Origin of the sequence: Rhodococcus sp. T9N, from assembly GCF_024436645.1 — a bacterium.
Lineage (GTDB): Bacteria > Actinomycetota > Actinomycetes > Mycobacteriales > Mycobacteriaceae > Rhodococcus_F > Rhodococcus_F qingshengii.
In genome coordinates, this window is sequence record NZ_JAMSKS010000014.1 from 163,723 (window position 1) to 176,605 (window position 12,883).

Genomic DNA, 12,883 nt, shown 5'->3' on the forward strand with positions numbered 1-12,883 from the left:
CATCCTGAGAGAACTACTCAGGATGCAACTTCCTGTTCGGATTGTGGTGTTTCAAGTGTTCGGGCAATGGTGTCGAGTGAAATACCCAACACTTCCGCGACCGCGCTGATGGTGAAGAAGGCGGGTGTCGCGATGCGTCCGGTTTCGATCTTGCGCAGCGTTTCGACCGAGATGCCGGCATCGAGCGCTACCTGAACCATGCTTCGGTCTCCCCGTGCAGATCGCAGGAGTTCACCCAGTCGTAGTCCTCGTTCGAGTTCTTCCGCCGTCAGCGGTACGCGCACCATGTGCTTATAGTAATACCGGTATAGTTATTCGACAAGGAAGGTGTTCGAAATGGTCGAAATCAAGACCGCAGGGGAAATCGACGCGATGGCGGCGGCTGGGAGAATCACGGCGCAGGCTCTGGCTGCGGCGCGTGAGGCGGCAAGCGTCGGGGTGACGTTGCTCGAATTGGACGCCGTTGCCGCGGAGGTTATTTCGGCGGCCGGCGCCTCGGCGCTGTTCTTGAACTACCGGCCGGCAACGGCATCGACGCCGTTCCCAGGCGCCATCTGTGCGAGTGTGAACGATGCTGTGGTGCACGGTATCCCGAATGAGTACCGGCTTCGCGACGGTGACCTGGTCAGCATCGACTGCGGCGCGAGACTCGACGGCTGGTGCGGCGACTCCGCCATCAGCTTCACTGTCGGGCGGGGGAGTAGTGAGGATCAGGCACTGATCGACGCGACCGATGAGGCACTTGCCCGTGGCATTGCCGCTGCCCAGCCCGGAAACCGATTGGGCGACATCGGTGCCGCGATCGGACAGTACGCGCGTGGCCGCGGGTACGGCATGCTGGCCGATCACGGTGGGCACGGCATCGGCCGCGAGATGCACGAAGGCCCGGACGTGCCCAACGAAGGTCGAGCAGGCAAAGGCTTCCGGCTGCGTCCCGGCCTGGTCATCGCCATCGAACCGATGCTCATCGCCGACGGAACCGACGACTACCGGCACGACGCCGACGGGTGGACCCTTCGCACCGTTTCGGGCGCCCGGGCTGCGCACAGTGAGCACACGGTCGCGATCACCGAAGACGGTCCGGTGATCATGACCCGCTGATCAACCCGCTCAGCTCTGGTTGGAGGTCTTGCCGCTCACGAGGTCTCGTACGTCCCACACCCACACGTCGTCGACGCGCTTGGCGTCGAAGCCGACCAGCTCGTCGACCGTGTGGCGCAGGGCGTCGTCGCCGGAGAATCGGGGAAGCACCAGTACGTCGGCGTGCCAGTACCGCAGGTCGGTCAGTGCGTTCGCTCTGGTGCCCACGTCGATCAACGGGACCTTGCCGGTTTGTTTGGCATTGACCAGCAGGGTCGAGGTGGGCCGGGACTCGGCGCCGTAGATTCCGGCGCGGGTCTTCGAATCCGGGCCGACGAAGTACCCGCCGGCGATGGGGAAGCCGAAGTCGGCGTCGACCTGCCAGCTCAGTGCGCGGGCGTCTTCGGCGCTCGCGACGGGAACCGTCACCAGGGTGCCGTCGCTGACGTAGTTCTCCCACGAGCCGCTGGTGATGAATTCGGGCGTCGCAGATCGCTGATCGGCGTCGATGGGGGTCGGGATCAGGGGAATCATCGCGACGGCGAGAGCCACCAGCCAGACACCGGCTGCCGTGCGGCGCGGTCCACGAAGTTCGACAAAAGCGCGGTAGGTGCCGAGGGTGAGCAGCAGCCCGATCGCCGGAATCGCGCCCATCGCGAATCGGGATTCGAGCACCGATTCGAACAACGGCAGGTCGGCGAGGAGTTTCCACGGCAGAGTGATGCCGGTCTTGTCACCGTCGATGGTCAGTTCGGAACCGAGTGAGAGCACACCCATGACCACGATCACGGCGGCAGCCGCGCGGGTCAGGCGGATGCGCCACAGCCACACCGTTGCACCGAGAAGCAGGAGCACCAGCGGCCATCCGAAGTACGCGTTCTCCTCGGTCGGGTTCATTCGGAACTCCGCGCCCTCGGGGTCGCCCGCAACCGATTCGGTCGGGAACGTGGTGAGTGCAGCGGTGTCGTTGCCGGCCTGACCGTGTGAGACGCCGTCGTAGCTCGCTGGGCCGAAGAACTGCGACCACAGCGGCACCGCGGTGATCAGGAGTGTGACCGCGCCGCCGATCACGAGGCCGGGCATCGCGCGCTTGATCGCCTGGCGCGACTTGGCCAGGCCGGGCAGTGCATAGGCGGCGCCGAACACCATGGCTGACATCGTGAAGATGAGGAGCGGTTCTTCGCCGAGGAAGATCTGCCAGGCGACGAGTAGGCCGAGGACGACACCGTCGCGAACCGGACGCTTGCCGTTCGAAATGCGCACTACCTGCAAGAATATGAACGGAAGTACGAAGAACGCGACGAAGTTCGGGTGGCCGTTGGCATGCGAGATCATGGCGGGCGCAAATCCGCAGAACCCCGCTCCGACGGCGGCGGCGATCTTGGAGCGGACCGAGACGCCGGTCAGCACGTGCCGCGAGAATGCCCAGTACCAGGCGATAGCGGTGCCGCCGAGGCCGGCAGTCAGTCCGATCGCATACGTGGCTGTCGGTCCGAAGATCAACGTGATCGGGGCCAGCGGGATGCTGATCCCGAACATGGCGGTATTGGCCATCAGGTTCACGCCGAGCGGGTAATTCTGCAGGTCACTGAACAGTGGGCTGCGGAACTGGGCGAGGGCGTGAGCGGTATCGGCGAAGAACCATTCCCACATGGCCTGGTCGCGGCCCGCGTTGAACAGATAGCCGGACTGCAGATCGCTCCACAGGTTGGACATCACGTAGATCGCCGCAACGGTGAACGTCGCCATGATCGCGAGGTCGACCAGACGACCGCGCTGGACGACCGAGCGCCGCACTGCTGAACGGACTCGCCCTGGACGTGCTTCTTCGAGCAGTTGGACGTCGGGCAAGGTCTCGGTCATGCAGTCGGTGCCTTTCGGTTCTGGCGCCCATCCCTGAAGTGGCGATCTCAGAAGTTCGGGGTGGCCTACTTAGGTCTCGATTCGATAACTTCCACTGTCAGAGTAACGAACAAAACGGTTCGCGTCCGCGAGCGGGCGCAGTCAGCGGGACAAATCGGTCCGCCCGACTTGTCCGGAAAGTAATGTTTTCGTGCACCGTTTGACGGGTTCGTGACCGGGGTATCGCAACAAGGATCTTGCTCGCGTTTGTTCAGGCAGCCCCGACGAATCCCATCCTCGACGAAGAGTTGGAACCTACGTCCGGGGCCTATACCGGATGGGATGGTGCTTGTGCATGTCGAAGACAGCAGTTCGTAGTAGCGCAGTAGGAGCAGTGGCCCTGTTGGCCGTTGTCCTGGGGGGTGGGACGGCGTCGGCAGGCGTTGACAACACCAGTTCGATCACCGACGTCAAAGGGAATCGGATAGAAGTCTTCCAGGCTGATACCGCTATCCATGTCTTTCCGCCTCTCGACAGCTCACCGCTGAGTGTCGAGTTCTTCCACGACGGGGTTGCCGGCGTGAAGATCGACGGGCCGGACGCGGCAAGCTTCACCGGAACGAAGCTGACGATCGGTTATCAGATCGGTTACCCGATCGCGTTAACCGGCGCGACGGTCGTTCTCAACAGTCCTGGTCTCGACTGGGCTGTCGAGAGTGGAACCAACCTCGGGATCGGCCTGGTTCCGGACTTCGAACTGGGACTGGACATATCGAACGGGTTCGTCATCGGTGGTGACATCATTCCTTCGCAGGAACTTGACGTCGATCTGGCGCCGGGCGGTATCACCGACGTCGCACTGCTCGAAGATCAGGAGTTCGACGGTCCCGAAGCCGCTGTCCGTCTGTCCGGAGTTCACGGTTACGTACAGGGAGCAATCGGTCCGGTGACCATCAGGCCGTACGCGAAGGCTGTCACGTCGAATGGCGATACCGTCGTCACTTACGGTGTACCGCAGAGGCTTTAGCGAAAGCGGATGCTCCCGCCGTCACGCTGCAACAGCGTGATGGTGGGAGTTTTCCGCGTTCCGTGTGGTCGAATCGGCGCCACGAATCGGCGACGCGTCCGCCCAGTGGGCACTACGGGAAACACTGACGAGTTTCGCGACCAACCGTGCCGCGATCCACACGAGGTACACGGCGGTGATCAGAAGCAGAAGTGCCCAGTCGTGCGCGAAGAATCCGACTATCCCGCCGATCGTGAACGCGAGGGCGACGAAGACGACCCGTCCGCCCACGTCGGTCTCGACCAGATACTCGGGTTCGATCGGATCGTCGGGTTCACTCGATTCATCGACGTCCTCGGATGACTCGGCCCTGGACTTCTCGTGGTGTTCGGTGGGGATCTCGAGTAGCTCGCCCCATTCGAGCACCGCAACAGTGTGCGCGGTGTCGGTCGGGATCGCGCGGTAGTCGCGGGACTCGGACACGTCGATGAGAGCCCTTGCCAGAGTGAGTACTTCGATGCGATTGCGAATCGCGACGCTCAACACTTCATGGAAAGCCTGTTCGCGCCCGAACGGTTTGCCGCGCGCAATGACCAGAACATGCTCTGCGGAATCGAGAACTGCACGATGCGGTACAAGCTCGCGGCTTTGCGCAACGAGTTCGCTCACTGTCATCACCTACCCCGCCGGTGGTTGATGCGGCCGTTTGCTCGACTGCGCTTGGAGGGGCTGAGTACCCCGGCAGTTTCGGAAACAAACTCGCCGGACAGCGTGTCAGATTTGCGCAGCCGGGGCCGAGAGTGCTCCGAGGCAACTTTCGATCAGGTCGGCAACGATCACGTGAGCACGTTCGCGGCTGTCGACGCGGCCTTCCCACGTGGCAAAAGTGACGACGGTGAGCACGGTCAGAGTTCCTGCCCGAAGTTCGGCGATCTCTGCCGGTAACGAGGACGCAGCGACTATCCGCCGCTGAACTTCGCGGAAACTCTCGGCCTGCATGTGGTCACGGATAGTCGACGACATCGCCGGGTCGAAGATCGACTGCACCAGGAACCGCGCGTACAACGTGCCCTCGCGGTAGATGGTCTGTTCCGCCAACGGCAGGACGAGAGCCTCGACGAGGGCACGCATCGTCGGTGGATTCGCGTCGAGATCGATCGTGTCGAGCAACTCACGACGACGCTCACCGGCAGGTCGCATTCTGGACTCGACGACGGCCGCCAGCAAACCTTCACGTGACCCGAAGTGATACTGCGCAGCCGATTTGTTGGCCTGCCCGGCTTCGGTCTGAACATCACGAAGAGTCAGAGCGGCCAGACCTCGCTCGGCAACCAGACGCTCGGCTGCATCGATCATCGCCGCTCGGGCATCGGTTCGGGGCACGGTATGAAGCTAGGGGTGCGTCGGGGTCGCGTCAACGACCCCGACGGTAAGCCTTTTGTGACGTATCTCCTGGTTAGATTGCGTCAGAGCGGGTAACGACCACAAACGGCCCCTGCTCGGTCACGGTGAAACGAGGATCGTCGAACAGTTCCTTGGGGAACGTGACCGTGTAGCGGCGGACGTTCGGGTCGTTGGGGTAGACGTCCTCTGCCAACCGCAGCGTGTACCCGTCGGCGCCCTGGCGGAAGACGAAGGCGTCGGGGCTGCGCCACGGCGCCGAGTCCAGCGCAGCTATCAGTTCGTCAGGCGTCTTCAGTTCCGACCACTGCTCGATCAGCGCAGCGCGCGCACGGAAATCGGCGAGCGGGTTCGCGTAGTGCGACGTCAGTCCTTGAAAGCCGAAGTACGGGTAGAAGCTCAGGAAGCCGATGTCGGCAGTGAGGACCACCGTGTCATGGGGTTCGCGTCCCAACTGCTCGCGAATGATCCGGTCGATGTCGGCGTAATTGGCTTCGGCACCCGGGGGCCGCTTGTCGCCGCGCTCGCCGTTACCGTCGGTATCGCTGTATGCCACAGCGATATCCGGCGCCAGCACCTGCGGGATGTTCTGCGCGAAGGCGATGGCTCCGATGACACCGAGTGCAACCAGTACCGCTTTGACGCGAGGATTTTCGCTGGTGGCCAGCACGATCCAACCGGCGAACTCGAAGAAACCGAACACACCGGCGGCGGCAAGGAGTCCGATCAGGACCGGCTCCAGTCGGAAACCGAGGAGCGTACTGCCGGCGACGGTGAACGTCATGGACAGCAATGCCCACAGGTACACGGCAATGACACCGATACCGAGTGCTCGGGCGCGGCGGGAGAACAGGAACCGCGAAATCAGCCAGATCGTGCCGAGTAGGCACAGTCCGCCGACGAGGGTGAAGCTCAGCATCGGGAAGGGCAGTACCGCACCGGAATCGGGGAGGTAGTGCATTGCGGTGCCGGACTCTGCGGTGGCACCGGAGAGTGCCTTCAGCAGGTACGGCGTCCAGACGGTCAGAGCCACCAGGCCGGAGATCACCGCGATCACGGCGAGCCTGACGAGGGGTCCCAGTGCGGCTTTCCACGTGTTCTGGGCGCGTGCGGCAAGTACTGCGGCAACCAAGGCCATCAGAGTCACTGCGAACGCGGCGAATCCGAGATAGAGCGTGTAGACCGTTGCGGCGAGACCGAGGAACAGGCCCGTCCCGAGTATTGCGCCGGCTCCGGCAAATCGAGATGCCCCCGGCCGGTCCAATGCGCCCCAGGCGAGGATCAGCACCGGCGGGATCAGGAGGTTGATGACGGCGCCGTACGCCTCGGGGGAGTTGTACGCCAACACGACGGCAGTGACGGCCAAGGCCGCGACGACGGCCCAATCGCGTCGAATCAGCTTGGTCCACAACACGAGTGCAACGACGGCGACGACAGCCAACGAGCCGATCGCATAAGGCTTGAAGGCTTCCCAGCCGTCCATTCCCAGCAGGTTCGCGACGCGTCCACCGATCCAGAACCAGCCGGCCGGGTAGAACGGCGGCAGATCCACGTACGTCATGTCCTGCAGCGCAGCAGAATCCGTCAGCCGGGTCAGGTACTCGGTCCGGAACTGCTGATCGACCGAGACGCCGTGCAGATACAGACTCGTCGCGGCGAGGGGAAGTCCGAGCGTCGTGGTGACGAAGCCGGAGAGCCCGGCCCACGAGAGGAGTTTTGCGACCCGCTCGGCCTTGCGGGCGCGGAACATCAGAACCGCAACACCGACCACTGCGATGCAGAGCACCTGCAGCACCGTCGTGACTGCCTGCGTGACATTGGAAGAGGTGAACGCCGGCCACTGCACTCGGCCGAAAGCAAAGAGCCCGACAGCGGCTACAACAGCGGCGACCAGCGCTCCGAGGGCCATTTCCACCACCGTCGCCGCGGCATTACGCCACGGCGACGGGGTCGAAAGGTCTGTACTCGGAGCAGTTGTTGTTTCTGGCACGGGAGGAGCTTAAACCGGCAACTTCCGGAAGATCGGGCGCGGCACGTGGCGAAGACCCATCATGACGAAGCGCCACGGGCCGGGAGTCCAGACGATTTCCTTGCCCTTGTCCGAGGCGGCAACAGCGAGCTTCGCGACGATGTCCTTGTTGACCGTCAGCGGAGCTTCCTTGACGTGGGCACTGAACTGCGTGCGCACCATGCCGGGGCGAACGACGGTGACCTGCGGTCCGAATTCCGCGAGAGCCTCGCCGAGTCCGAGGTAGAAACCGTCGAGGCCCGCCTTGGTGGAGCCGTAGACGAAGTTGGCACGCTTGACGCGCTCGCCGGCAACCGACGACATCGCGATGATCTTGCCGAAGCCCTGAGCCTTCATCTTCTCGCCGAGAAGAACACCGACCGAGACGGAAGCGGTGTAGTTGACGTTTGCCACCAGAACGGCCTTGCGCTGGTTCTGCCACAGCTCTTCGGAGTCACCGTCCAGTGCGAAGGCGACGATCGCGACATCGACGTCACCGTTCGAGAACGCCTGGTCGATCACCTTCGGATGCGACTCGAAATCAACGGCGTCGAAGTCGATGAGCTCCACCGAGGTGGCACCCTTCGCTTCGAGCTGCTTGACCGCAGCTTCGCGTCCCGGATCGCCGGGGAGTGCCGCCAGAACGACGCGGAGCGGCGCCTTCTTCAGGTACTCCTCACAGATGGCGAGGCCGATCTCGGAGGTTCCACCGAGAAGCAAAACGGTTTGCGGGTTACCTACAGCGTTGATCACAGTTCCAGCCTTCTGGACATATCGGAGGCGAAAACGCCTGTGGGGTCGTACTTGCGGCGCGTCGCGATCCACTCGTCGATACGCGGGTACATGGCGTGGAAGGTTTCTGCGGACGTCCGCGAGTCCTTGGCCGTGTACAGGCGTCCGCCGAATTCGAGGACACGCTTGTCGAGTTCGGTGACGAACTCGTTCAGGCCCGGCTTGATGCGGAAGTCGACGCAGATGTTCCAGCCCGGGATCGGGAAGCTCAGCGGCGCCTGGTTGCCCTCGCCGAAGAGCTTGAACACGTTGAGGAACGAGTAGTGCCCGCTGCGCTGGATGTCGACGATGATCTTCTTGAACTCGTCGACGGCCTCCGGCGGAACCACGAACTGGTACTGGAGGAATCCGTTGGATCCGTACGCCCGGTTCCACTCACCGAACATGTCGAGCGGGTGGTAGAACTGCGTCAGATTCTGGACCTTGCCGCGGTACTTGCCGGACTTGCGGAACCAGACCTCGCCGATCGCGGTGAAGTTGAACTTGTTGGCCAGCCCGTTGGGGAAGACGTCGGGGAACGTCAGCAACTGCGGTGCGTCGAAGGCGAGCGGGTTCTTCTGCAGCTTGGCCGGAAGCTGGTCGAGCTTCGCCAGAGATCCGCGCGAGACTGCCGCACGACCGAGCTTCGGGGGCGCGGAAATCGCGTCGAACCACGCGCTCGAATACTCGTAGTTGGCCTCACTGCCGTCGCTGTGCAGCGCGATGGTCTCGTCGAGGCTGTTGGTGACGTCGCCGTCGGCGATGAAGTACGCCGTCTCGGTCGGTGTCATCTTGATGGTTGCCCGCAAGATGATGCCCGTCAGGCCCATGCCGCCGATCGTGGCCCAGAACAGTGCGGCCTTCGGGTCGTTGCGCCCGCCCTTGGGGGTGAGCGTGCGAACCTTGCCGTCGGCCGTCAGCAGATCCAACGACACGACGTGGTTGCCGAAGCTGCCCGCGCTGTGGTGGTTCTTGCCGTGGATATCCGAGCCGATGGCGCCGCCGATCGTGACCTGACGAGTACCCGGTAGGACCGGAACCCACAGGCCGAACGGCAGAGCAGCCTTCATCAGCTGATCCAGATTCACGCCGGCGTCGACGTCCACCAGAGCGGTGTCGCGATCGATGCGGTGAATGCGGCTGAGTGCATTCATGTCGATGACCAGGCCGCCGGCGTTCTGCGCTGGGTCACCGTACGAGCGGCCGAGGCCGCGCGCGATGACGCCGCGTCGCAGATGCGAGGGCTTGGAATCGTTCTGTTCCGCAACCTGGGCGACCGCGTTCGCGATCACTTCCACGTCGGGGGTGGACAGCACCTGTGCAGTGGTGGCGGCGGTGCGTCCCCAACCGGTGAGGGTGCGGGCTTGGGTGTGGAGAGCCGGCTGCGGCGTCTCTTCTGCTGTCGTGGACATCAAGGTAGAGGTTACCTGGGAGTAGTGCCGACGGCTCCGACTCGAGTGGTTACTCTCGTCGTCGTGCCCGAAACACCTGCAAGTCACCAGCACGAACCCCACGTCCCGCTGCCCGTCGAGATTCCTGTCACGACGGACATCGCCGACGACGCGTTGGACCTGAAAACGCAGATCGTCCGGTTCGTCGCGACGGGTGGGCTGTCGGCGGTCGTGGACTACGGGCTGTACGCATTCCTGTTCAAGGTCGTCGGCCTCGATCTGAGCGTGGCCAAGTCGATCAGCTTTATCGCCGGCACTACGACGGCGTATCTGATCAACCGGCGGTGGACGTTCAAGGCCGAGCCTTCTCGCGCCCGCTTCATCGCTGTTGTCGTGCTGTACGCGGTCACTTTTGCGGTTCAGGTCGGGCTCAACGCGCTGATGGTGCATGTGCTCGCCGACGAGTGGTGGCGCATGCCGCTGGCCTTCGTCATCGCGCAGGGCACCGCGACGGTTATCAACTTCATCGTTCAGCGGGCAGTGATCTTCAAGATCAAGTAACGGTTCGGGGTGGATTAGCGCATTCGTCCGGTTTCTCGAGAGAGAATCGAGCCCATGATCATCGTTCTCGATTCTTCGGCCCTGACCAGGGGTGCACGGTTCGACACCGCCGTCGCCGACGCTCGCGCACTCGGACACCGCGTCGTCGTGCCCCGATTGGTCGTCCTCGAGGTTGCGAGCCGCTACCGCGAGGAATCGGCGGAGATGATCGCGGCCCTGAGCGTCCAGGCGCGCATGTACGACCGACTGGGGTTGCGGCGCGACCTCACGAGGTTCGTCGACGCTGCTCACGACAAGGCCGACGGCTACGTCGACGACGTGATCGAAGACCTCGTGGCGATCGGCGTCGAAGTGGTCGATCCAGTCGACGTGTCGCATCTCGAGGTGGCCGAGAGGGCGATCTCGCTGCGTCGGCCCTATACCGACAAGAAGAAGCGAGACGGATATCCGGCGACGCTGAACTGGCTGACCGTGCTCGATCTCGCCGACCGGAACCCGGGCGTCGACGTGATCTGGGTCAGTTCCGACGCACGGGCATACGGCGACGGCGAAGACGGGGTCTGGCATGGCGATCTCGCACGTGAACTGGCGTCGCGCGGCCTCGAGTATCGGGTCCGCTGGGCGTCGGACATCCCGGTGATCGACGGACCGGTGCAGGTGGAGCAGGTGGCGGAGGTCGAGGAAGCCGCTGAGGTCGCGCCCGAGGCCCCGGTTGCTCAGGGCTTCGTGGAGCCGGAAGCGGTGGTTCCAGCCGAGGTTCCCGAACCCGCGGCACCAGCAGCAGCCCCCGCCCCCAAGCCTGTTCAGCGCGCAGCGCGGACGAGAGTTGCGCCGCAGCGCATCGAACCCGCCCCGAAAGCTCAGTCCGGCGGACTGCGCGGTCTGGGCAAGGTCATCGGCGGGCGGAAACGAAAGGTCACGATCGTCGACGATCTCGACGAAGTCGACCTCTTCGGTGCCTGATCGCTTCTAATCTGGACAGATGTCTCTGTTGCCGACAGTCAGTCGAAGGACCGGAACTCGATACGGCAGGCCGAGTATCGAATCGCAGGTCCTCTACAACGCGTGTCGATGGATGCTTCGGCCCGTGGTCGGGATCGCGCCGCTGACGCCTGGCGCCATGCGCCGCGCCGCAGTGCTGGACTCGGCCGCGGGTGTACGCATTCCGTCCGGGATCGATCGGGAAGCGATTCGCTTTCCAGGTTTCGACGGTGAACTCGTGCGGACGGCAGGCTCGACGGCTGATCTGCGCGACGGTGTTGTTCTCTACCTGCACGGCGGCGGGTTCATGTGCTGCGGGCTCAACACGCATCGGCCGGTCGTTGCAAGCATCGCCAAGCGAACCGGCCTTCCGGTCCTGCACATCGCATATCGACAGTTGCCGAGCACGAGCATCAGCGGGTCCGTCGACGACTGTCTCGATGCATACCGGCGGCTCCTCGAACAGGGAGCCTTGCCGGAAAAGGTTGTCTTCGTTGGCGATTCGGCCGGAGGCTTCCTGGTTTTCGCGACGGCACTTGCAGCTGTTTCCGCGGGGCTCGAGGTTCCGGCCGGTCTTGTCGGGCTCTCACCTCTCCTCGATCTCGATTGCACCACCAAATCAGTCCACGCCAACGCTCGACGCGACGTGATCGCCCCGGTGTCGGCATTGATGGCGATCGGAAAGCTTGGCGGACAGACGAACTCACCCGTCGACGGCGATCTGGCCGCTCTGCCGCCGTCGTTGCTGATCGCCGCCGAATCCGAGGTGCTCAGAGTCGATTCGGAGGTGATGGCGCAACGGCTCGCCGCCGCGGGGGTGCCGTGCTCGCTGCAGATCTGGAACGGCCAGGTTCACGCGTTTCCCGCCGTCTGGCCTGGCTTGCCGGAGAGTCGGGCAGCGCTACGTGACGTTGCCAGGTTCATTCGCACCAGGCTGGATGCGGTCCCGCCCCAGGCGTCACGTGCGCAGTGACGCGACAACTGCCCGTGCGAGGGCGTCGGCAGATCCAGGGGCGAATGGCAGAAAGAGTTCGGGCTCGATCAGTTCCACTTCCATGAGCAGTGGCTGATCCACCGGACCCACGACGTCCACACGCGCATAAAGCAATTCGCCGGGGCCGCATGGGGTCGCGGCCAGTGCTGCGTCGGCCACCGCGAGTTCGGCGGCGGACGGTTCGTGGAGGTGGTTGGTTCCGCCGTGAAATTCCTGCACGCGGAAGTCGTGGGCGGCCGGGATCTTCCGGACAGCGTGTGAGTAGCGTCCGCCGATGTGGATGATCGAGCGCTCACCGTCGACGACGTCCGAGACGAATGGCTGGACCAACGCGTCGTTACCGCCGTCGAGGATCGAGCTGAGGTGAGCGTGGGCCTGCTCGGACCCGGCGGCAAACTTTCCCACTCCGACAGCGCCGGCGGACACTGCCGGCTTGACGATGACGTCGGCACCCTCGAACGAAGGGAGGGTGAGTGTTTCGCTCTTTCCGGCAGCGATCACAGCGGTGGGGACGATGGGGACGCCGGCCGCGGCAAGTTCGGTGAGGTATCCCTTGTGTGCGTTCCACTTCACGATCGAGAGTGGATTGGCGATCGGAGCGGTCAGCTGATCGAGAACGGCGAGAAATTCGTCGAGGCGCTGGGTGTAGTCCCAGGTCGACCGGATCAGAACCAGGTCGGCGTCGATATCGAGGAGGGACGGGCTCGACCACGGCGCCATCGTCGACGCGATGCCGTAGGAGGTGAGAGCTTCCATGACGAGTTTGCTTTCGACATCCGCCTCGCGGGCGGCGCCGTCACAGGTGAGCAGGAGAACCGTGGTCATGCCACGATGCTTTCACGGCTGGC

The 12,883-nt window shown here is 63.7% G+C and carries 13 protein-coding genes; 5 read left to right on the top strand and 8 right to left on the bottom strand.

Annotation, left to right across the window (positions count from 1 at the left end; all coding sequences use genetic code 11):
- Positions 1–17: 17 nt before the first annotated feature.
- Positions 18–287 (bottom strand): helix-turn-helix domain-containing protein, encoded by a 270-nt coding sequence (locus M1L53_RS22180; protein ID WP_003943854.1) that lies wholly within the window; start codon positions 285–287, stop codon positions 18–20.
- Between the two features lie 49 nt (positions 288–336).
- On the opposite strand from M1L53_RS22180, the gene map reads away from it, so the two are divergent.
- Positions 337–1,101 carry a type I methionyl aminopeptidase gene (gene map, locus M1L53_RS22185; RefSeq protein WP_030535815.1) on the top strand — a complete coding sequence of 255 codons (765 nt, stop codon included), beginning with the start codon at positions 337–339 and terminating at the stop codon, positions 1,099–1,101.
- A gap of 9 nt (positions 1,102–1,110) precedes the next feature.
- On the opposite strand, the gene M1L53_RS22190 is transcribed toward map, so the two are convergent.
- Positions 1,111–2,943 (bottom strand): hypothetical protein, encoded by a 1,833-nt coding sequence (locus M1L53_RS22190; RefSeq protein ID WP_003943849.1) that lies wholly within the window; start codon positions 2,941–2,943, stop codon positions 1,111–1,113.
- A gap of 334 nt (positions 2,944–3,277) precedes the next feature.
- On the opposite strand from M1L53_RS22190, the gene M1L53_RS22195 reads away from it, so the two are divergent.
- Complete coding sequence (locus M1L53_RS22195; RefSeq protein WP_003943954.1) at positions 3,278–3,949, top strand: MspA family porin; 672 nt, start codon at positions 3,278–3,280, stop codon at positions 3,947–3,949.
- Between the two features lie 21 nt (positions 3,950–3,970).
- Here the strand turns inward: M1L53_RS22195 and M1L53_RS22200 are convergent, their stop codons facing one another.
- The 5 genes from M1L53_RS22200 to M1L53_RS22220 form a co-directional block, all read right to left on the bottom strand.
- Positions 3,971–4,603, bottom strand: coding sequence for a hypothetical protein (locus M1L53_RS22200; protein WP_202022615.1), 633 nt, complete (start codon positions 4,601–4,603; stop codon positions 3,971–3,973).
- Between the two features lie 99 nt (positions 4,604–4,702).
- The gene (locus tag M1L53_RS22205) at positions 4,703–5,311 is read right to left on the bottom strand and encodes a TetR/AcrR family transcriptional regulator (RefSeq protein ID WP_003943927.1); all 609 of its coding nucleotides are present in this window, start codon (positions 5,309–5,311) and stop codon (positions 4,703–4,705) included.
- A gap of 73 nt (positions 5,312–5,384) precedes the next feature.
- Positions 5,385–7,238 (bottom strand): galactan 5-O-arabinofuranosyltransferase, encoded by a 1,854-nt coding sequence (locus M1L53_RS22210; protein ID WP_054188738.1) that lies wholly within the window; start codon positions 7,236–7,238, stop codon positions 5,385–5,387.
- A gap of 90 nt (positions 7,239–7,328) precedes the next feature.
- Positions 7,329–8,090, bottom strand: a complete 762-nt coding sequence (locus tag M1L53_RS22215; RefSeq protein WP_007731800.1) for a decaprenylphospho-beta-D-erythro-pentofuranosid-2-ulose 2-reductase — start codon at positions 8,088–8,090, stop codon at positions 7,329–7,331.
- Positions 8,087–9,520: an FAD-binding oxidoreductase gene (locus tag M1L53_RS22220; RefSeq protein WP_003943934.1), complete on the bottom strand. Its 1,434-nt coding sequence runs from the start codon at positions 9,518–9,520 to the stop codon at positions 8,087–8,089. The genes M1L53_RS22215 and M1L53_RS22220 overlap by 4 nt, the downstream gene beginning before the upstream one ends.
- Positions 9,521–9,583: 63 nt before the next feature.
- On the opposite strand from M1L53_RS22220, the gene M1L53_RS22225 reads away from it, so the two are divergent.
- The 3 genes from M1L53_RS22225 to M1L53_RS22235 are packed head-to-tail and all read left to right on the top strand — an operon-like array spanning position 9,584 to position 12,014.
- A complete protein-coding gene (locus M1L53_RS22225) occupies positions 9,584–10,060 on the top strand; it encodes a GtrA family protein (protein WP_073513418.1) in 477 nt (158 codons plus the stop codon).
- 54 nt (positions 10,061–10,114) lie between these two features.
- A complete protein-coding gene (locus M1L53_RS22230) occupies positions 10,115–11,023 on the top strand; it encodes a PIN domain-containing protein (RefSeq protein WP_054188654.1) in 909 nt (302 codons plus the stop codon).
- Between the two features lie 19 nt (positions 11,024–11,042).
- Positions 11,043–12,014 (top strand): alpha/beta hydrolase, encoded by a 972-nt coding sequence (locus tag M1L53_RS22235; protein WP_054188653.1) that lies wholly within the window; start codon positions 11,043–11,045, stop codon positions 12,012–12,014.
- Here M1L53_RS22235 and M1L53_RS22240 read toward each other — a convergent pair.
- On the bottom strand, positions 12,000–12,860 hold the full coding sequence (locus M1L53_RS22240) for a RimK family alpha-L-glutamate ligase (RefSeq protein WP_054188652.1): 861 nt from the start codon (positions 12,858–12,860) through the stop codon (positions 12,000–12,002). The genes M1L53_RS22235 and M1L53_RS22240 overlap by 15 nt on opposite strands.
- Between the last annotated feature and the right edge of the window lie 23 nt (positions 12,861–12,883).

What these genes read in the sequence shown, in the direction of transcription:
- M1L53_RS22180 (WP_003943854.1), bottom strand. Translation starts at nt 287, where the DNA reads ATGGTGCGCGTACCGCTGACGGCGGAAGAACTCGAACGAGGACTACGA.
- map (WP_030535815.1), top strand. Translation starts at nt 337, where the DNA reads ATGGTCGAAATCAAGACCGCAGGGGAAATCGACGCGATGGCGGCGGCT.
- M1L53_RS22190 (WP_003943849.1), bottom strand. Translation starts at nt 2,943, where the DNA reads ATGACCGAGACCTTGCCCGACGTCCAACTGCTCGAAGAAGCACGTCCA.
- M1L53_RS22195 (WP_003943954.1), top strand. Translation starts at nt 3,278, where the DNA reads ATGTCGAAGACAGCAGTTCGTAGTAGCGCAGTAGGAGCAGTGGCCCTG.
- M1L53_RS22200 (WP_202022615.1), bottom strand. Translation starts at nt 4,603, where the DNA reads ATGACAGTGAGCGAACTCGTTGCGCAAAGCCGCGAGCTTGTACCGCAT.
- M1L53_RS22210 (WP_054188738.1), bottom strand. Translation starts at nt 7,238, where the DNA reads ATGGCCCTCGGAGCGCTGGTCGCCGCTGTTGTAGCCGCTGTCGGGCTC.
- M1L53_RS22220 (WP_003943934.1), bottom strand. Translation starts at nt 9,520, where the DNA reads ATGTCCACGACAGCAGAAGAGACGCCGCAGCCGGCTCTCCACACCCAA.
- M1L53_RS22230 (WP_054188654.1), top strand. Translation starts at nt 10,115, where the DNA reads ATGATCATCGTTCTCGATTCTTCGGCCCTGACCAGGGGTGCACGGTTC.
- M1L53_RS22235 (WP_054188653.1), top strand. Translation starts at nt 11,043, where the DNA reads ATGTCTCTGTTGCCGACAGTCAGTCGAAGGACCGGAACTCGATACGGC.
- M1L53_RS22240 (WP_054188652.1), bottom strand. Translation starts at nt 12,860, where the DNA reads ATGACCACGGTTCTCCTGCTCACCTGTGACGGCGCCGCCCGCGAGGCG.